This window comes from Nocardia camponoti (assembly GCF_014646135.1).
Classification (GTDB): Bacteria; Actinomycetota; Actinomycetes; order Mycobacteriales; family Mycobacteriaceae; genus Nocardia; species Nocardia camponoti.
Genome location: NZ_BMMW01000002.1, coordinates 746,682 through 764,900 on the forward strand (window position 1 = coordinate 746,682; position 18,219 = coordinate 764,900).

Annotated in this window: 19 protein-coding genes and 1 pseudogene; 7 read left to right on the top strand and 13 right to left on the bottom strand. The window is 62.9% G+C overall.

Translation table 11 applies throughout. The annotated features are described in order from the left end of the window. Positions 1-14 precede the first annotated feature (14 nt). From IEX78_RS11485 to IEX78_RS11515, 8 genes are all read right to left on the bottom strand, one after another. Positions 15-509, bottom strand: coding sequence for a type III secretion system chaperone family protein (locus IEX78_RS11485; RefSeq protein WP_188828881.1), 495 nt, complete (start codon positions 507-509; stop codon positions 15-17). After that, positions 506-1,849 (bottom strand): D-inositol-3-phosphate glycosyltransferase, encoded by a 1,344-nt coding sequence (gene mshA / locus IEX78_RS11490; RefSeq protein ID WP_373291596.1) that lies wholly within the window; start codon positions 1,847-1,849, stop codon positions 506-508. The genes IEX78_RS11485 and mshA overlap by 4 nt, the downstream gene beginning before the upstream one ends. A gap of 120 nt (positions 1,850-1,969) precedes the next feature. Beyond that, on the bottom strand, positions 1,970-2,950 hold the full coding sequence (locus IEX78_RS11495) for an alpha/beta hydrolase (RefSeq protein WP_188828883.1): 981 nt from the start codon (positions 2,948-2,950) through the stop codon (positions 1,970-1,972). A gap of 168 nt (positions 2,951-3,118) precedes the next feature. Beyond that, positions 3,119-3,247, bottom strand: coding sequence for a hypothetical protein (locus IEX78_RS24525; RefSeq protein ID WP_268240892.1), 129 nt, complete (start codon positions 3,245-3,247; stop codon positions 3,119-3,121). After that, on the bottom strand, positions 3,241-4,014 hold the full coding sequence (locus IEX78_RS11500) for an ESX secretion-associated protein EspG (RefSeq protein WP_188828884.1): 774 nt from the start codon (positions 4,012-4,014) through the stop codon (positions 3,241-3,243). The genes IEX78_RS24525 and IEX78_RS11500 overlap by 7 nt, the downstream gene beginning before the upstream one ends. 3 nt (positions 4,015-4,017) lie before the next feature. Further along, entirely contained in the window at positions 4,018-5,172 is a 1,155-nt protein-coding gene (locus IEX78_RS11505) for a hypothetical protein (RefSeq protein WP_188828885.1), read from the bottom strand. 5 nt (positions 5,173-5,177) lie between these two features. After that, positions 5,178-5,624 (bottom strand): hypothetical protein, encoded by a 447-nt coding sequence (locus IEX78_RS11510; protein ID WP_229683885.1) that lies wholly within the window; start codon positions 5,622-5,624, stop codon positions 5,178-5,180. A gap of 57 nt (positions 5,625-5,681) precedes the next feature. After that, complete coding sequence (locus tag IEX78_RS11515; protein ID WP_229683886.1) at positions 5,682-6,233, bottom strand: DUF3558 domain-containing protein; 552 nt, start codon at positions 6,231-6,233, stop codon at positions 5,682-5,684. Positions 6,234-7,192: 959 nt separating this feature from the next. On the opposite strand from IEX78_RS11515, the gene IEX78_RS11520 reads away from it, so the two are divergent. The 4 genes from IEX78_RS11520 (at position 7,193) to IEX78_RS11535 (ending at position 11,053) form a co-directional block, all read left to right on the top strand. Continuing rightward, a complete protein-coding gene (locus IEX78_RS11520) occupies positions 7,193-8,428 on the top strand; it encodes a hypothetical protein (RefSeq protein ID WP_188828887.1) in 1,236 nt (411 codons plus the stop codon). Between the two features lie 529 nt (positions 8,429-8,957). Further along, on the top strand, positions 8,958-9,545 hold the full coding sequence (locus tag IEX78_RS24730; protein ID WP_188828888.1) for a DUF3558 family protein: 588 nt from the start codon (positions 8,958-8,960) through the stop codon (positions 9,543-9,545). A 643-nt stretch (positions 9,546-10,188) separates the two neighbouring features. Beyond that, positions 10,189-10,770, top strand: a complete 582-nt coding sequence (locus IEX78_RS11530; RefSeq protein ID WP_229683998.1) for a DUF3558 family protein — start codon at positions 10,189-10,191, stop codon at positions 10,768-10,770. A gap of 25 nt (positions 10,771-10,795) precedes the next feature. Next, the gene (locus tag IEX78_RS11535) at positions 10,796-11,053 is read left to right on the top strand and encodes a hypothetical protein (protein ID WP_188828890.1); all 258 of its coding nucleotides are present in this window, start codon (positions 10,796-10,798) and stop codon (positions 11,051-11,053) included. Position 11,054: 1 nt separating this feature from the next. Here IEX78_RS11535 and IEX78_RS11540 read toward each other — a convergent pair whose 3' ends face one another. Further along, positions 11,055-11,882 (bottom strand): alpha/beta fold hydrolase, encoded by an 828-nt coding sequence (locus tag IEX78_RS11540; protein WP_188828891.1) that lies wholly within the window; start codon positions 11,880-11,882, stop codon positions 11,055-11,057. Between the two features lie 81 nt (positions 11,883-11,963). On the opposite strand from IEX78_RS11540, the gene IEX78_RS11545 reads away from it, so the two are divergent. Together IEX78_RS11545 and mscL are read left to right on the top strand one after the other, a co-directional pair. Further along, positions 11,964-12,698, top strand: coding sequence for an SDR family NAD(P)-dependent oxidoreductase (locus IEX78_RS11545; RefSeq protein WP_188828892.1), 735 nt, complete (start codon positions 11,964-11,966; stop codon positions 12,696-12,698). Positions 12,699-12,857: 159 nt separating this feature from the next. Next, the gene (mscL, locus tag IEX78_RS11550; RefSeq protein ID WP_188828893.1) at positions 12,858-13,325 is read left to right on the top strand and encodes a large conductance mechanosensitive channel protein MscL; all 468 of its coding nucleotides are present in this window, start codon (positions 12,858-12,860) and stop codon (positions 13,323-13,325) included. Here the strand turns inward: mscL and IEX78_RS11555 are convergent, their stop codons facing one another. From IEX78_RS11555 to IEX78_RS11570, 4 genes and pseudogenes are all read right to left on the bottom strand, one after another. Beyond that, positions 13,326-14,717 carry a DHA2 family efflux MFS transporter permease subunit gene (locus IEX78_RS11555; protein WP_229683887.1) on the bottom strand — a complete coding sequence of 464 codons (1,392 nt, stop codon included), beginning with the start codon at positions 14,715-14,717 and terminating at the stop codon, positions 13,326-13,328. It lies immediately after the preceding gene. 50 nt (positions 14,718-14,767) lie between these two features. After that, a pseudogene (locus IEX78_RS11560) lies at positions 14,768-15,297 on the bottom strand (NADPH-dependent FMN reductase). 58 nt (positions 15,298-15,355) lie between these two features. Then, on the bottom strand, positions 15,356-16,540 hold the full coding sequence (locus tag IEX78_RS11565; protein ID WP_229683889.1) for a L,D-transpeptidase: 1,185 nt from the start codon (positions 16,538-16,540) through the stop codon (positions 15,356-15,358). A gap of 32 nt (positions 16,541-16,572) precedes the next feature. After that, positions 16,573-17,712 (bottom strand): UDP-N-acetylmuramate dehydrogenase, encoded by a 1,140-nt coding sequence (locus tag IEX78_RS11570; protein ID WP_188828896.1) that lies wholly within the window; start codon positions 17,710-17,712, stop codon positions 16,573-16,575. Here IEX78_RS11570 and IEX78_RS11575 point away from each other — a divergent pair. Further along, positions 17,711-18,196 (top strand): DUF2505 domain-containing protein, encoded by a 486-nt coding sequence (locus IEX78_RS11575; protein ID WP_188828897.1) that lies wholly within the window; start codon positions 17,711-17,713, stop codon positions 18,194-18,196. The genes IEX78_RS11570 and IEX78_RS11575 overlap by 2 nt on opposite strands. Positions 18,197-18,219: the final 23 nt, after the last annotated feature.

Genomic DNA, 18,219 nt, shown 5'->3' on the forward strand with positions numbered 1-18,219 from the left:
AGTACCTGCGGGTGCTAGCCCTTTTCGCTGTCGTCGATCAGGTGCTCGAACGCGCGCAGATTCTTCAGCGACTCACCGCGCGAAACCCGCCACTTCCATTCTTTGCGAATGGACTCGGCGAAACCAAGTTCGAGCAGCACATTGAAATCCATGTCGACCGCTTCAAGAATCTGCCCGAAAACGCGGTCGAGTTCGTCGGCGGTTACCGATTCCGCCGAAAACCGGCCGACCAGGTAAATGTCGCCGACATTATCGAGGGTGTAAGCGACGCCGTACAGGCGACGGTTGCGCCGCAGCAGATACTTGTAGACACCTTCGAAATTCTCATCCGGCTTGCGGCACACAAACGATTCAATCCGCATGCCGTGCTTGCCAACGGTCAGCATCACGGTGGTCTTGAGCTTGCGTTCGCCAGGCAAAACGACGATGAACGTGTCGTCGGCGGGGCGGGTGTATTCGATCTCGCGATCACGCAGCGTTTCGTCGATCACCTGCGTTACTGCGCTCACCTGCGTGCTCCCGTCCTGCGCCGCCACAGCGCCTGCGATCGTGCTTGGCTCTTCTCGCCTGCGAGTAGAGCGATCCGGCCGCGTTCGGCGCGGAATCCGGCCATCGCCGCAGCGTAACTGTCGAGGAGGCCGTCGGCGGTGTGCGCCCAGGAAAAGTCGCTCGCGTGCCGCAGCGCGCCTTCGCCTAACTCAGTGAGCAGGCCGGGGGTGTCGAGCAGTCGGGCGAGGGCGTCGGCCCAGTCAGGCGTGCGATGTCCAGCGACGAGCAGCCCGGACTTGCCGTCGCGCACCGCCGTTGACAGCCCGCCGACGTCGGCGGCGATCACCGGCGTGCCGCTGGCTTGCGCTTCGATCGCGACCAGCCCGAACGACTCGTTGTACGACGGGACAGCGACAACGTCGGCGGCCTGATAGATGCGAACCAGTTCGTCGGTCGGCTGCGGCGGTAGGAACGTGACGCGGTCGGCGATGCCGAGGTCGGCGGCGAGGTCGATCAGGGCGTCTGGGCGGGCGAGGCCGCTGCCGGATGGGCCACCGACGATCAGGACGCGCAGCGGTCGACTCGGGTCGCGGTGTAGTAATTCAGCGGCGGCGCGGACCAGCACGTCGGGCGCTTTCAACGGCTGAATGCGACCGACGAACGCGACGATCTGCTCGTCGAGTCGCAGGCCGAGCTCTTTTCGCGCCGCGTGCTTGTTGCCCGGCCGGTACCGCGACAGGTCAGCGCCGGGCGGAACAACGTCGATGCGGTTCGGCGACGCGCTGTAGAGCTCAACGAGCTGCCGCGCTTCCTCAGCGGTGTTAGCGACGAGCCGGTCCGCTTCCGCGATCACCTGCGTCTCCCCAACAACCCGCGACTCCGGTTCCGGCGCGTCACCGCTGGCGAGCGCGGCGTTTTTCACCGCGGCGAGCGTGTGCGGGGTGAAGACGAGCGGCACGCGCCACCGGTCGCGGGTCAGCCAGCCGACCTGACCGGAAAGCCAGTAGTGCGAATGAACGAGGTCGTAGTAGCCAGGAAGGTGCCGCGCTTCCTGCCGCATCACCTCAGCGGTAAACGGACACAGTTGCGTCGGCAGGTCGTGCTTGTCGAGCCCCTCGAATGGCCCAGCTGGCACGTGGCGCACGAGCACGCCCGGCGCGGCTTCGGCGACCGGCGGCAGCTCCGACGACGTCGCCCGCGTGAAAATCTCCACCTCGGTACCACGTTTCGCCAGCTCGATGGCGCTTTGGAGTACGTAAACGTTCATTCCGCCCGCGTCGCCGGTGCCGGGCTGCGCCAGCGGCGAGGTATGCACCGATAGCACCGCGACGCGGTGGGGCAACAGTTCGGCGCTACGCAAGCTCACTGTTCCAGTGTGCACGTCGGGCCGTAGAGTTCCGCATCCCTCGCCCCTCGGGTGACCGTGCTCACACGGGCCTTTGGGCGGAGTTTGCGGTAGAACGCGTGCGTGGTCGCGTTGTCAAAACGTGCCGAAAGCGTCGGCGAAAAGCGGCCATGAGCGGTGCAGATCGTCTTGCCAGTACGCCCAGGAATGAGTTCCATTTGGACGTAACTCGGCGGTGGCTGGGATGTGCAGCTGGCTAAGCCGACCGAGTAACTGCTGGGTGCACAAGTTAGTGACGGCTTCCAGCGAAACCCCAAGCAGCAGCTGGTAGGTGAAGCCGAGCGGGTCGGGTTGGGTGAGCGGGTTGTCGTGCGGGCCGGGAACGCCGGTGCCCGACGATAGGTAGATCGCGGTGCCACGCAATTGTTCGGCGTTGACATAGGGGTCGTTGGCGATCCACGCCGGGTCGCTCGGCGGGCCCCACATGTTCGCCGCGTTGCCCATGCGCGAGCTGACAACCGCGTTCACGATCATCTTGCCGTTCGGGTCGCTGGTCCGAACGCAGCCGCTGTAGGAACCGATCGCCCGGTACAGCCCCGGCGCGCGCAACGCGAGTTGGAAAACCGACGTGCCAGCCATCGAAATCCCGGCTATCGCGTTCTTTCCCGTACCGCGAAATTCATGGTCAATGAGCGTTGGCAATTCTTTGGTAAGAAACGTTGACCAGCGCTGTTTGCCTAAAATTGGGTCGTCAGCACGCCAATCGGCGAAATAACTTCCGGCGCCGCCGATCGGCATGACCACATTGACCTGTTTGTCGCGGAAAAAGTCGGCGGCATCGGTTTTATCGAGCCAGTTGCCGTCGGACCCGCCGGAGACGCCGTTGAGCAGATACAGCGTGGGCGCTGGCTTTTTCGGATCGGCAGCGCGGAGCACGCGAACCCGGTTCACCGTGTCCATCGCGGCCGAGTAGACCCCGAGTTCCACGCTGCGATCAGGCATTTCCTGCTGGTCAACGATCTCGCTTGATGCCGCGTTCGCACCAGGAACAACCACGGCGACGCTCGCGATCACAACCGCGAGCAACCCCGCGCATCGCGTGACCCGATGCCGCATACGCACTCTCCGATTCGCCAGTTGTGTGTTTCGAGTAAACGCTCGTCTCATCACGATAGAGGCGAATTTGGCGAAATATTGTGAAGATTGCTAGAAGATCGGAACCCGTATTGTCACCGGAGCTCCGCTCCAATCACGGTCAGATCACGCGGCACTGGCCCCCTTGACCTACTTCGTCACCCCGTCGATGAAGGTGGACACCTCCGACACGAACCGTGGACGGTCCTCGATGAACAGGCCGTGTTGGGCACCTTCGGACACCGACAACCAGAGCCGCGCACCGCGCGGCATCACCACCGCACCGCTTCCTCGTCACGAAGTCGATGGTGCGCGCGGTCGATCCAACCGGTGAAACCCGTTGTTAGCGTGGCACTGTCGGCCGGACGAACCTCGATGCGAGTGCCGGTGTCGCGTGAGAGGTACCGCCCATCCCCCGCAACGTCTACCCACTGTGTCCGGTACCAGCCGTTCGCACGGTCGAGTATGTGACCGGCGAACAGTCGCGCGTCACCACTGCCCTCGACAGGTTGAGCCGTGAGCGCCCGGAACTGTTCGACGGGACTGCGTCCTACGTAGGACAACTGCACGACTGGCGAGCGAAGGTCGGCGGTCTCGACGGCGATTGGTTCCCGTGACCCCGCCGCGCACGCGGGAACATGCTCAGCCAACCGTCGAGCCAGACTGTCCGAGTTGATCAGTCGCACATGAACCGCCCCATCAACCTCATCGACGATGGATTGGGCGAGAATCACCGCCCGCTGCCCAGCCCGCACCCCGAGCACGCGGTACTCCCGCAGCCTGCCCTGTTGGGTCGCGGTGGAGCCACCGCGAATCTCGATTCGCAACTCACCATTTCGCACAATGTCGATCGCGAGCGCGATCCGCTCGCGTTCGTCGTCGCCGACCGTCGCCGCGAGCCCGCCGATGAAACGTTCGCGATGCGCGTCGATATCGTCCTGGGACTGGTATCGGCTCCGGTAGTGCAGCGGCCGAGGAAAACGGTCGATGCCATCGGTGTACCAGAGCGCGGCGAAATCGTCTGTGTCCCATACCCACTGGTTCACGGGTCAGCTCTGTTCCTCGATCGGGTCCTGCGCGCCGATCACGCCCGCGATCACGCGCGGCATGGGGCCGAGCAACTCCTCGGTGTTCTCTGCGGTGATGAGATAGTCGGGGATCTTGTGCGTCGACTCGTCATCGTCGCCCCGCCCACGCCCAGCGCCCGGCATACCCATGCCCGGCATACCGGCGCGGCCAGTGGTCGAATTCCCCGCTCCGACAGTACGGTTCACCGTCGCAGCACCGGGCGCTCTTGGACCCACCTGCGAGGTTCCCGGCGCGGGCGACCCGCCGCCCGGGCTGGCTCCGCCTGGGCTTCCGCCACCGGGGCTACCGCCGCCCGGGCTAAGTCCATTCGGCAGTCCATTCGGCGTCGAAGGCGTCGTGCCGGACGGCGCCGTTGACGGCGTTTCCGGGTTCGTGCTGCTCGGCGACGTCTTGTCGTCGTCGGACGTGGTGTCGTCGTCTTCGCCCGACTCGTCACCAGTCTTGTTGTTGGACAACACATTCGACGTTTCGTCGGGCGTTTGCTGCGTTCCAGGATCGGATGGCGTGTCGCCCGGCTTGGCCGACTGATCTTTCGACCCAGCCCCGGAATCGCTACCACCACCACCGGCGTCGACTGAGCTGTAGAGCGGGTTGGTGGGGCTCACCGGCGCTGGCAGCACCGGGATCACCTTGTCGGCGTTGCCGAATGGCGCCACGTAGTTGTTCGCCATCACCTGACGCGCGCGTTCCTCGTTCTCGTCACGCTCGTCATCGAGTCGACCGAACCAGGTCGATGCCGAAGTCCAGCTGAACTCCTTGATCACGTCGGGCAGGTTGTGCTGGGTGAGAGTGATCGCGCTGACTGTCTCGTGCACGCGATTGGCGAGCGCGTCGAGTGCGGGGGTGAGCTCGTCGGCGCGGGTCGCATAGTTACCGACCGCCTGGCGCGACTTCTCGGCGGCGGCACCTTCCCACGCAGCAGAGCTCGCTCGCCGCATGCGCGCGGCAAAAGTCGCGACGCCGTGACGCCATTTCTGCGCGATCAGACTGTATTGATTGGCAGCCGCCAGCGCATTGTCGTTGGGCTGCAACGGATTGAAAGCTTTATTGATCTGCGTGTGCGTAAACCCTTGCGTTGCTTCGGGATTCGCGATCCGCGCCGCTTCATTGGCCACTGTGGTCACACTCGCTGTTCGGGGGTCGAACCGGCGCCTGGCATGCCGGGTTGCGGTGCGGCGGCCATCAATTCGCTGTATTGCGCGGAGAACTCGGCATCGGTCTGCATGTATTTCTGCGCGATCGCGCGATGCAGGATTTGCAGGTCGTCGACGATCTTGTAGTGCTCGTCGAGGATTGCGTGGACGCTGTTGGTCGAGCCCTTGCCCTTCTCACGAAACCGGCTGACCAGGGTCCGAGCGGACACGAGCTCGTTGATCGCTTCGCCAAGTCCCCAGACTTCGCGCTCAGAGATGTCGATGGCGACGCGCTGGAGCTCCGCGATGAGTGTTTTGAAGGCCTCGCATTCGCGTTCGATCGCGACGAACTCTTCCGCGTCAACACGGACCCGGTTACTGCTGGAGTCACCGAAACTGACCGTCAAACGGCCTTCCCCCGCTTCGGTGATCAAGTCCTGTAGCGGATGCTCGTTACCCATTATGCCCACCCCTTGTCGCTGTTTTCCTGGTCACGCGCCCGCCGGCACTAACGCGACAACCTTCTCCGCGAGCCCCCGAGCGAGTTCGCACGTGTCCTTCGTTCCGGTCAATCTACGCGAGGCAGGGTTGTCGAGCGAGAACTCAAGACTCCCGTTGTTCATCGCCACGTTCAGCCTGCATACCGACCGAGGATCGGTCTCATCTGCACGGCTAGTGGCTAACGTCGGCCGCCCCGCGATGCTGTAGTCGTGACGGATCGCGAGCTCCGTGTTGGCCCGAATGCGATCCAGCGTGAGGTTCGTCGTAGTGATCCCCACCGCGTACCCGTCGGGAACGACCCAACTGCACCCACGCCACTTGATACCGCCACCGCCGTCGAAATCGGCATTGTTCCCCAGAGGAGGGACGCGCAGTCCCTCCGAATCAAGCACCGACTTCGGAATGTCCTTACACGGATCGAACCCAGCGGGCACCTGCGCGGCAATAGTCGAACTAGGCACCCCTTCGCCCTGATCGTCGCCCGCAGAACAGCCGACGACAGCGACCCCAACCAGCACAACCCCCACCACCACATACCGCACAGCGACCCCTCCCTCTCCAACTTCGCCGCCCACGCTATCGAACCCCACCACCCCGATCAACGCCGAGCTAACGAACAAGCGGATGCCTGCGGCAGCTGTCCCAACCCAAAGGAGCACCCAAGGGTGCCGGTGTCGTAACCATCCCTGCCCGGCTCCCCGCACTTTCGCCCCGAGACGCGACTCGGCCACCACAGCTAGCCCCGCGCCCGAATCAGCGCGTGGCAAACCAAGATGAACCGCGACGAAGGTGTGCACAACCGAACCGCCACGGTGCGTAGTCCCGTTCCTACGACGATGGATCTCCGGGCACGGCTGGTTAATGGGTTGTTTGCCCCGGGTGTAGCTCGCCAAATGACCACCCAGACGACCACATGGCCTGGGAGCGGAAGCAGAACTCACCCGCGAAGAGAGGGTCGCCGAGGGAGCGGAAGTCGTCCCGGCATAGCGACACGTGCGCCCGACCTTTGAACCGGCCGAGGTGTTGGCAGTAGGGTGACCCCTACGGTGCGAACAGGTTGAGTCTGTCTCGTACCCAGGCCTTCGGCGGTGCTTCCAACACCCCGGAGGCCGTTCTTGTGCGCGAGGCTACACCCGAATCCCGTTGACTTGCAACAATGCCGGTCAGCTATGGGACTGATGGGTCCAAGCCTTCGCGGAGACCGCGGTCACCAGACCGTTCGTCACTTCGCGTCAACGCTCGTGCGCCGCAGGGGCCGCCAGTACGACATCCGGCCGAACCTCCGTGCGACGGGTCGGCCGAGCCCCCAGCGCTGGTCACCCATGCGCGTGTGTTGGTAGGGTGCGGACGTCGTGGTCAGCAATACGACGCAGGGCGGGATCAAGATGCTGTCGCAGGCATTTTGGGGCGGCCAGCTTTGGAGTTACCGGCCGCCAATTCCTTGCCTTCCGATTGCGGCACACAATCGAAGAATTTCATTTATGAAATAGGGGAACCCAACGTGACAGAAGCTCTTCGCGCCGTTCCGGGCGAGATTGCTGGCCTCGGAAACCTAGTATCTGAAATCGGCACGGACATCAACAGTGCCGCTTTCTTCATCGGTGAGCATGGGAAGCCGGCCGAATGGCTATCTGGGCCTATAATTGACGACCTTCTCGAACCGTTCAGTGGTGTTGCCGCAGCAACGAAAACTCGAATGTCGTACCTATCCAACACCACTCAGGGAACTGGCACTGAGCTCAACAAAGCCGCGTGGATGTACCACGACAAGGACCAACAGAATTACGCCGCGCTGAACAGTCACACAATGGGGTTGGACACAGTTAAGTCACCCGATGTAGAAACACAGGGGGTCACAAGCTTCTACGACTCAGCCGTTAAATACAACAAAGCCAAGGAATTCAAGCTCGACGAGCCACAGGCTAATAAGGAAGACACCGCCGGGTTAATCGCTGAAGTTGCACCGGTTCTCGGCGACGTCAACGAGAGCATTAAGAGCATTACTCGGACGGCCGGTCAGGAGCGCGATCTATTGGGCGAGTGCTTGAAACCCATTCCAGGAAATTGGAATGAGATCAGGCGTATCGGCGAGTGCCACAAGGCTGCGGGAAACGGGATGGAGGCTTGCGGCGACAATCTCGAAGCCGGACTTCGAAGAGTGGACGCCAGTTGGGACGGGCTTGCGGCGCAAGCATTCACGACATGGGCTAACCGGGCCGTAGCGGCCATGAAATGGGAAGGGCCCGTCGGACGGATTGTGAGCGACGCATTCGCTGTCATCGCAGATGAGATTCGCGCTGCGGTTAAGGCAATCCTCACAAAGATTTGGGACGTGCTGAAATCTCGGATCAATTTCACTAGTATTAAGGGAATTTTCCAGACGATCGCGAGGAAGATCCCTGTTGTTGGACAGATTGGCGAGATCATCGAGCTTGGATACAAGTTCGCTAACATCATCGCGGATGCGATTGGGCTTGTGGGCAAAATTCGGGAGCTCGTGGATAAAGTTAAGAAATTGCTGGAATACCTCAATGATCCGGTTGGGAAGTTGAAGCAGAACGCAGAGCAGAAGCTCGCGGAAACCGTCGCGCCGATTACGAATCGAGTTAACGACGTAACACGCAAAGCTGCAATTGCACAAGATCTCGCCCGGATTTCCCAGGTCAACGACACACTAAACAGCCCCGACGCCGCCTTTGAGGTTGGCACCGGGCATGCCCCCTGGAGCAACGCATGACCCGCTGGAACAACATGCGCGAGCCGAACATCGACCCTGTAGTCGAAAGTCTCGTAAGCGAATTGATGCGTTCAGCCGATGACTTGCGGACCGCTCGAATACGTTTAGAAAATCTAGATGTTCAGGCGCTACTAGACGAAGTAACTGAAGTAACCGCTGAGTTCATGTCCAATCTGGCCGAAGCGGAGTATGCCTCCGCGGAATTAAAAGCGTTCGCAGCCCGGGTTCGCTCCGGCGAGTGTGAGTGGTCGGAGATAGAGACGAAAGCCCGTCCGATCCCTCTCGAAGTTAGCGAATTGAAGGAATCGCCCCGGTTCGAGTGGATTTGGACGTCTAACATGTCTGATCCCTCCGGTTCGATCCCTCAAGCTACGCGCGCTCAGGAGCCTGATTCTTACCAACTAGGGCCCGGCGAGGTTGGGCCTAGCGATTGGTCCGACGATTTCAACGACTACGGGCGAGAGGGCGATTGGCGGTGGTAGTCCGAGGGGCAGGTCTTCGAAGTGTCAGACGTACCCACGCCATCTTGGTGTCGACGGTAGTCTGTGTAGCCGCCATCTCCGGCTGCGGCAACTCCCCGACATCACCAGCCGAAAGCGCCACATCTGGTGTTTCATCAACGCCCGTCAGCATAATCGCACCGCCAGCGCCCGCGGCCGACCAGTCTGGCCAAGAACGGCAGGTGAAAATTGATCCGTGCCTGGTGATCGGGGACGATCTGCTCACAGCAGCGGGATTAGACCCGACGAGTAGGGAACGGGCATCGGAGACCGTGACCAGCTTGCTCATAAGTATCGGCTGCTCGTTTAACCGTCGCCAGACAGCCGACGGCGGGTCGAAGCTCGTTGGTCAGGCTACCGTTCTCTCTACAAACTCGACCGTGGCGTCAGTCGCTAAGGACGTCGACACCTACAACATCGCGAGTGTGGAACCGATCGCCGGGCGACAAGCGGTCACCTACGCGGCCAGAATGTCGCCCAACCTTTGCACGACCAGTGTCGCCGCGTCCGATGGAACCTTTGATATACGGTTTATAGGTTCGCCCACGGCCGACCGATCAGTTTGCGAGGAAAGTAGATCAATCGCCTCGACCTTTGCACGGGCATTTCCCCAGTGATTCGCAAGAAGGTATCAGGTCGGCCGGTTCGTCACCGTTCAAACAACCACGTACCAGTGACAATTGAGCTCCATCTTCGGAATGTCACCGAAAACGTACTTGAGCGAAAGTGGGCCAGGGATCCGCAAAGGTGGCACGACAGGTATTCACTGAGGCCGTCGGTCGCGCTGCCCAATGTCTGTGCACAACATGGTCGCCCATCGGTCACCACCTGCGCACGCCCCATCGAATTCCAAGGAGACGGCTATGAGCAGTCAACACCGACGCGAGTAGCTACTGATCTCGTCCGTGCGATCGCGACAAAGCAGCGTGGCGAAACCGGGACGCGAGCGCTACTTTGGGCAGACTGGCCCGTTTGCATAAGGTGCCGACTGCGGAGTCGCGTTCAACGCGGTGTGGCGATCCTGATTATGTTAGCTGTTCTGGCGGACATAACGAGAAGGATAATCGACTATAGTGGTGGCACTACCGATGTTGTTGCATTCATCGGATTCCTGATTGTCATTTCAAGTCCTTTTGTTCTATTGGCGTCCCTGCTGCTCAAGGCAGCCGATACCTTCGTTCGCTGCACGAATCTGGCAGTCCCACACCAAGCGACAATCGTCGCGCACCCTCGCTTTGAAGCCGGGTTCGACAGGTGAATATGGCGCTGAAGTTGATCGGTACATGTAAGAAAACGATGGTCCCGATACTTGTCGGAGCGATCCTCACGACAATCGTGACTGCCTGCGGCAGCGACGACCGCACGGACATCGGATCGCCGAGCACACCAGCGGCAGCGGAAGCCGATCGCTTGCCGGATCCCTGCGCGATGACCGAGGCCGATCTCGCCGCCGCCGGATTCGTCTCCACCGATCGGATCACGGGGCCGGTCGGCATTGAGTTCAAAGAGTGGAAGGGGTGCACCTGGCAGACGACGGCGGGATGGTTCAACGTCGCGGTTTTCACTGGGCCCGTCAACACCACAGAGTTCGGCAATGATGCGAAATACGAAGGCTACTGGGCGAAGGGGCGGGTTTCGGTTGATGGTGTCGAGGGCGTGGGATACCGCGACAAGCTCGACCCGAGCAACCGGCTCCGCTGCTATGTCGGTGTCGACAGAACGTACGGAATGGTGCTGTTTCGAGCCGCCATCCCGTACATACCGCAGGGCCAGCAACCGCCGGGTGATGTGTGTGCCGAGGTGAATCGAATCAGCGCGACTCTACTGAAGTCGATGTCGTGATTCATCGCCTCTAGAAACTGGACAGATGTCGGAAGAAGCTTTTGGAAAGATATTCCAGACCGCCGAGGAAGCGAGCCTCCAGCCACTCAGCGACGAGGAGCGTGCTGCCGAACGCCGCATGTTCGACGAAGCACGGGCACGGTGGCACACAACGCCGCCCGCAGATCCCGCCTCCATTCCCGAACGCTTTCACGACGACTACGTCGGCACTGATCACGAAGGGCGCACTTATGATCCACAAACGAGACAGTGGTACGACGAGCTTGGGCGCCTGGGCAAGTGACCTACTTCGTCAACCCGTCGATGAAATCCGACACTTCCGACACAAAGCGCGGACGGTCCTCGATGAACAGGCCGTGTTGGGCACCTTCGAATACCGACAACGTCGCTTCCGGTGCCGTTTCGGCGATGTAGGTGCCCGCGCTCAACGGGACAACAGGATCCTCGCTGCCATGCAGCACCAGCACTGGAATATCAAGGGAGCGAAGGGTTTCGGTGTTGTCGACGGTCCGGTAGAACAGCGCCTTCCGTACCGACGGTGGCGTCGACAAGCTGCCGCCGAAGAGGCGCTGCGCGTCGACGCCCTTGTCGGTGCCCGTGCCAACGTTGGCGTTGCCGAACGCCGCGAACCCGCGCATCGCGCGCCCCGCTGACTCCTCGAACACGCCCGGGATCGCCTTCTCCATCGCCGGCCCGGTTTCCGCGCCCGGCACGCCTCGGCCGATGTGGGCTGGCGCGCCACAGTAGATAACGCCAGCGACCGCATCGGTGCCGTAGGTGGCTAGGTAATCGGTCGCGACGATCCCGCCGTACGACCAACCGAGCAACACCGCACCCGACGAAATACCTTCGGCGGCAAGCACAGCCGCGATGTCGGCCGCCCACGCCTTCGGGTCGTCGTATCCGGTGCCCGGGTCATCGGAGTAACCGTGCCCGCGCAGATCGACGGCGATCACCCGATACCGCGCGGCGAGGTCGTCGGCCGCAGCGCCCCAGCAGCGCAAATTCCCCGACCACCCGTGCAGCAACACCAGCGGTGTCGCGTCGGCGGGACCGTCGACTCGGTAAACAATGCGGTTGCCCTCGGCACTGACAGCATCACGAATAGCCATCCCGACAGGCTAGAACGCACTATCGCGCAGCGTGAGCGCAGTCATGGCAACCGCCGAAATCGGCCAATAGGATGGCCGCTTATGAGCACGATTCGCACTGCCGTCGTCACCGGAGCCAGCTCGGGTATCGGCGAAGCAACCGCACGGGAACTCGCTAAGCAGGGCTACCACGTCTACGTGGGCGCGCGTCGATTCGACCGCGTGCAGGCGCTTGCCAACGAGATCGGTGGCACCGCGCTTTCGCTCGACGTCACCGACGAAGACAGTGTGCGCGCGTTCACCGACGCCGTGGAGCAAGTAGATGTGCTGGTCAACAACGCGGGCGGGGCGAAGGGGCTTGCGTCGGTCGCCGACGCTGACCTCGACGACTGGCGGTGGATGTGGGAAACCAACGTGCTTGGCACCCTGCGTATCACCAAGGCGCTGCTGCCGAAGCTGATCGCGTCGGGCGACGGACTCATCGTCACCATCACCTCTATCGCCGCCCTCCTGGCCTACCCGAACGGCGCGGGCTACACCTCGGCCAAGCACGCCCAGGGCGTTCTCCATCGCACGTTGCGCGACGAACTGCTCGGTCAGCCGGTGCGCCTCACCGAGATCGCGCCGGGCGCGGTGGAAACCGAGTTCTCGCTGGTCCGCTTCGACGGCGACGCTGAGCGCGCGGCGAAGGTGTACGAGGGCATCGACCCGCTGTATGCCCAGGACATCGCCGAAATCGTCGGCTTCGCCGCGTCCCGCCCGCCGCACGTGAACCTCGACACGATCGTCGTGAAGCCGCGCGACCAGGCGGGCCCCGGAGCATTCGCACGCCGCTAATCCCTCTCGCCGAGTCGCGGCAACCAGCTAGCGCCCTTACCGTTGATATGCACCTAATCGTTAGCCAGCTCTCATTGATAGCTGACAATTCGCTGCTAAATCGAAACCTCGCTACGATCAGGTTGTTTGTCAATAGCCAGTAGCTCAGGGGTGTTTAGCATGCGCAGTATCAAGTCGGTCCTCGACGGCTTCAAAGACTTCCTCATGCGGGGGAATGTCATCGACCTTGCCGTCGCGGTGGTCATGGGTACCGCCTTCACCGCGGTCGTCACGTCCTTCAGCAAGGGCCTGATCAACCCGCTGCTCGCGGTGTTCGGCTCGACCAACGAGCTCGGCCTCGGTATTCAGCTCGTCGCCGACAAGCCCGCGACCTTCATCGCCGTTGGCCCGATCATCACCGCGTTCGTCGACTTCTTCATGGTCGCCGCGGTGCTGTACTTCGTGCTGATGCTGCCGATGAAGTCGCTCAAGAACCGCTTCGGCACCACCAAGGCCGCCGAGCCGACCGAGACCGAACTGCTCATCGAGATCCGCGACCTGCTCGCCAAGCAGCAGGGCCTGACGACCGAGCAGGTCGATGCCATCAGCACCGACCGCTCGGCCGAAGCAGAGCCTGCTAAGTCCTAACTAACGCTTCCGAGGAAGCAGTAAGGCCGGGATCAACGCGAGCCCGATCAACACCGGAGCCAGCAGGTAGGTGTGCGCGAAGGCCGACCCGAGCGCGGGCGCGAGGTTGGCCCGCGCCACCTGATCCATCGCGTGCAACGCCTGCAAGCTCGCGCCCGCTGGTAGTTGCGCGCTCAGGATCACCGACGTCAGCGCGGTGCCGATGGCCATTGAGCTGGTGCTCACCATGTTCAGCAACGTCGACCCAGCGGGTTGCTGCGGACGACTCAGCCCGCGCGTCGCGGTGGTGATCACCGGCATCATCGTGCCGCCGCCACCCGCGCCCATCGCCAGCATGGTGAGCATCAGCACCCACACCGGCGCACCTAGGTTCACCTCGACAACAAACGCGACGAACCCGGTGAGCGCGACCGCGATCGAGAACGGCAGGTACCGACCTGGCGCGACGCGGTCGATGAGCCGTCCCGCGACCTGCATCGTCGCACCCGATGCGAGTGCGAACGGAATCCCGAGCGCACCTGCCACCATCGCGGACTCCCCGCGTACCAGCTGGAAGTACAAGGGCAGCAACAGCATTGACCCGAAGTAGCCCGTCGCGAACAGGGCGAGCAGCACGGTCGCTTTGCGCGTTGTCGGGTTGCTGAGCACCCGCAGGTCGAGCAGCGGCGCGGGCACCCGCAGCGACCGGACGACGAACGCGCCGATCAACGCGACGCCAACCGCCACCGGCCCGATGACCGCCGCGAGCCCGGCACCCTCCCCCGCCGCGCTGACGCCATAGATCACCAGCGCGAGCCCCGGCGACATCAGCGCAAGCCCAACGACGTCGAGCGGTTTGGTCGGTTCGGGCTGGTCATCAGGCACAACCCGGCGTACCAAAACCAGCACGAGCGCGCCAAGCGGCAGGTTCAGGAAGAACATCCACCGCCACGACACTTCGTCGATGAAGTAGCCGCCGAGCACGGGCCCGAACAGTGGCCCGACGAGGATCGCGAGCCCGAGCGTGCTCATCAGTCGACCTTGAGTTTCCGGTGACGCGGCGCGCAACAGAATGGTCGTCGCGACCGGCATCAACAACCCGCCAGCAGCGCCTTGGATGAAGCGAAACGCGATGAGCGACTCCACATTCCACGCCGAACCAACGAGCACCGACCCAACAACGAACCCCGCGACCGCACCCAAGTACAGCCGCTTCGCGCCAAAGCGCCCCATCAGCCACGCCGAACTTGGCACCACTGCGCCGAGCGCGAGCGAGTAGCCGGTCGCGACCCACGCGATCGTGGCAAGTCCCGCGTTGAATTCGTCGGAAAGCTTGTTGATCGCGACGTTGACGATCGTCTGATCGAGCGTCGCCATGATCATCCCGATCACGAGCACCAGGGCTATCCGCATCGGATTAACTTGTGCGACAACAGGTTTAGCAGCAACGGTAACCATGTCGATCACTTCCCGTACGGACGGGTCGCGCGGGCTTCGCGAAGCGCTTCGCCCCACCAGTTGATGCGGTCGAGCAGCACGTCGACAGCCGCGTCGGCGGCATCGGCAACCTCGGCGAACCGACCCCAGGGTTGGCCAACGCGACCGAATCGCGCACGGTCACGGCGTGCAGTTCGGCGAAAACCCCGCGCAGGTGCTCGACCGCGCGCAGGCCGCCCGACACTCCGCCGTAGGACACGAACCCGACCGGCTTGGCCTGCCATTCCGCGAAATGCGCGTCGATCAGGTTCTTCAGCGTGCCCGGGTAGCTGTGGTTGAGTTCGGGCGTCACGATGATGAATCCATCTGCGCTGTCCAGCTTTTCGGCAATGGAGTCGCCCGCGACGAAGTCGGCGGCGTCGATCACGTCAAGCGCGATGTCGTCGCGCAACCGTGCCCGGTTGAGGAACCAGTCGGACACGGTTGGCGCGAAACGACCGTCCCGCGTGCTGCCGATGATGACTGCGATCTGGAGTCGTTCAAGTGTGGAAGTCATGCCACTAACCTTGAAACCTCAATATTTATTTAGGTCAAGCCGTGGTGACGCACGTCACTTAGCGCGGCGCACCCGCTGCGGTCGGCGTGCCAGCCAGCGCCGACATCGACTGCCACGTCGGCCAATCGATCGCCCAGTCGTAGATGTCGCCATCAGCCTGCGAGAGGTCGATCCGCGTGCCCGTCACCTCGACCGGGTCGCCATAGAGCGCGGTCGGGAAATACGCCTGGGCATCCGACGGCGACAAATTGATGCAGCCGTTGGTCACGTTGGCCGAGCCCTGCGCCCCGACCGATTCCGGGTTCGCGTGAATAAATTCGCCATTGTTGGAAATACGCACCGCCCAGCGTTCACGCACATTCGTGTAATACGGCGGATTCGACATCAGGAAGTCTTCGTATTTCTCGGTCACCACGTGCACACCCGACCGCGTGACATTGCGCGCCTCATTGCCCTCACCGTAAGAAACGGCGAAATCAAACACCGTCACTCCGTCGCGCACCACCTGCATCCGATGGCTCGGCGCGTTCGCGATCACCACCTGGCTGCGGCCAATCGTGAAGTCCGACGTCACGTCGGAGTCGCCGAAGTTGCCGTTGCCCAGGTCGAGCCCGTAAAGCTTGGCCGCGACGTGCACGGTCGTCCCAGGCTGCCAGTACTCACGTGGCCGCCAGTGCACGCGCGAACCGTTGTCGTCAGGCAACCACGCCCACGAACCTTCGGTCGGCGGATTCGTCGTGACGGTCAATGCCTTTTCGACGGCAGCCTTATTTACGACCGGACCGGTGAATTTCAGAATAATCGGTGCGGCAATACCAACTTCCTGGCCGTCACCAATATTGATCGTCGCCGGGATAGTCGATTTCGGGGCGAGTGTGCGGAATTCGCCCGTAATCGGCACCGCGACCTTATCCGGTCCCGTCGCCGACCCCGACCACTTATACGAGGTGCCGTAACCGAGCGGTTCGCTAATCACATACTGGGTTCGGTCGGCATTGAGCTGACCAGCAACCGCCTTGCCCGACACCGCGTTGGTGAGCGCGACCTCGTTGATGGTCCCGTCGGCAACAACCACCGAAACCGGCGCGGTCGGCGCGACGTCAGCCGCACCGACACCGGGCGTCAACGTGATCGCCGCCGAGGCAACGGGCGAGGATTTGCTGGACTCGCCAGAAGAACACCCGGTCACCACGGCGAGCAGCGTCAAGACCACGCCGATAACGATTACTGGAAGTTTGCGCACAGCGAAGAATGTAGCGGGCAAACCTGAGAGGCTCACAAGGTAAGTCCCACGGTCACCGGTTCCGGCTCAAGGTCAACGCCGAAGCGCTCAGAAACTCCCGCACGCACGACGCGGGCCAGCGCGACCACGTCGGCAGCGGTCGCCGACCCGCGATTTGTCAGCGCGAGCGTGTGCTTTGTCGACAGCCGGGCAGGCGCGTCGGGCGAGGGGAACCCCTTCACAAACCCAGCGCGCTCGATCAACCACCCCGCCGACAGCTTCGTCCCATCGACAGCGGGATAGGTGGGCACCGTGACGTCAGCGCCAACGTGGGCCGCGATCTTGCCCAACACCTCGGGCAGGTCCGCAGCCGAAACCACCGGGTTGGTGAAGAACGACCCCGCGCTCCACGTGTCGTGATCGTGCGCGTCAAGCACCATCCCCTTGCCCGCGCGCAGCCCGAGCACAGCGGCGCGCACGTCAGCGGCTCGGCGCGAAACGCCGTCGCCAGCGTCGAGCAACCTGGCGAGTTCGCCGTAACGCAGCGGCGCGCTCTGCCCGCTCGGATCGAGGGCGAACTCCACTTCCAACACCACGCCCGCCGAGCTGTGCTTCAACACGCTCGTCCGATAGCCCAGCCCAAGCGCGTCAGGTTCGACCCACGACACCGAACCCGACGCCCGATCAAGCAACCGCACCCGCCGCAACACCGACGCCACCTCGACCCCGTACGCGCCGACGTTCTGCACCGGCGTCGCCCCAGCCGACCCGGGAATGCCCGACAGGCATTCAAGGCCACCGAGCCCAGCGTCGACGGTCGCGGCGACAACGTCGTCCCAGACCGCGCCCGCTTCGGCGCGCACGCCGTCGGGCAACAGCTCAACCCCGGCGTTCGCGATGCGCACGACAACCCCGGCGAAGCCGTCGTCGGAAATCAGGAGGTTCGACCCGCCTGCCACAAGCAAGACCGGCACACCAGCCGCGTCAAGCGCGGTGACCGTCGCGACGAGCGATTCGGTCGACGCGCACTCGGCGACGAGCGCCGGACCCCCGACGCGCAGGGTCGTCAACTCCGCTAACGGCACCGATTCGGTGACCGTCGCACCCGTGTTGCCGAGGAGGTCACGCAGCTGATCGGCGGATTGCACCACCCGTGTTGTTCGCACGCCTTCAAACGGTAGCGTGTCGCGCATGGCTACACCTCTGGCGTTCACCGCTCACTACGCTCATTCGGTCGCCGCGCTGCGTGCCGCGTACTCCGATGAGCAGTATTGGAAGGCCCGTATCGCCGAGGTTGGCGGCCCCGACGCCCGCCTTGATTCGCTGCACGTCGACGGCGACAACGTCCGCATCAGCCTGGTCCAGGCCATTCCCGCCGACCAGTTGCCGCCCGCGATCACCGCCGTTCGCCCCGGTGACCTGGTCATTCCGCGCACCGAGACCTACACCGGCGACACCGGCACGTTCGAAGCCCACGTCGACGGCGCCCCGGCGACCGTGCGCGGCACCGTGACCCTCGCCGCCGACGGCACCGGTTCGACCGGCACCATCTCGGGCGAGATCGACGTGAAGATTCCGCTGTTCGGTAAGAAAATCGAAGCGGCCATCTCCGAACGCCTGCTTGAGCTGCTCGACAACGAGGCGAAGTTCACCGAAAACTGGCTCAACGCCCACTAGCTTCGGCGCCCCGGTATCTTTTC